At 42.4% G+C, this 752-nt stretch carries 1 pseudogene; it reads left to right on the top strand.

The annotated features are described in order from the left end of the window. Nucleotides 1-115: 115 nt before the first annotated feature. A pseudogene (locus tag R7Z49_RS24610) lies at nt 116-752 on the top strand (MFS transporter); the annotation flags it as partial.

The following is a 752-nucleotide window of genomic DNA, read 5'->3' as shown; positions in this document are numbered from 1 at the left end:
TATCCTCAGTGCACTTAGAATCGCAACAGTGCGTATGTAACCATAAATAATAATGATATTGCGAATTTGTTACATTTAAAGCTATGATGATGACTTCATATCTAAAGGATGCATCATGAATACCTCTTCTCACGGCTGGAGAACGCCGCAAAATTTCCTTCTGTTGATCTCGATTATTGTGCCCATTGCCTTTTCTACCTGGATGGCTTTGCTGAATAACTTTGTTATTGAAAAAGCGAACTTTGATGGGGCGGACATTGGCTTATTACAAAGCGTGCGTGAAATACCGGGCTTTTTAGCCTTTACCGCCGTGTTTGTGTTGTTGTTTATCCGCGAACAACGATTCATGTTGGTGTCATTAGCGATGCTAACACTTGGTACAGCATTAACAGGTTACTTTCCCACTTTGTACGGTTTACTTTTTACGACCTTGTTGATGTCCACTGGTTTTCACTACTTTGAAACATTGAAGCAGTCCCTGTCTTTGCAATGGCTATCGAAAGAAGAAGCGCCAGAAATGCTAGGCAAGTTTATCTCGGTCGGCGCTCTGGCTTCTCTGTTTACCTACGGCGCGATTTGGATTTTTCTAGAGCAGCTTAAATTTGATTTCAAAACCGTGTATTTGTTGGCGGGTGGCGTTGGCTTTGTGTTGATCATCGTGATGGCACTGGCGTTTCCTCAGTTCAAAACAGCTGTGCCACAAAATAAGAAACTCGTACTGCGTAAACGCTACTGGTTGTATTACGCGCTTA

It is taken from the genome of Vibrio sp. 1562 (genome assembly GCF_033340155.1).
Taxonomy (GTDB): Bacteria; Pseudomonadota; Gammaproteobacteria; order Enterobacterales; family Vibrionaceae; genus Vibrio; species Vibrio alginolyticus.
The sequence above is the reverse complement of the archived record's forward strand: the minus strand, read 5'-3'. Positions and strand labels throughout refer to the sequence as shown.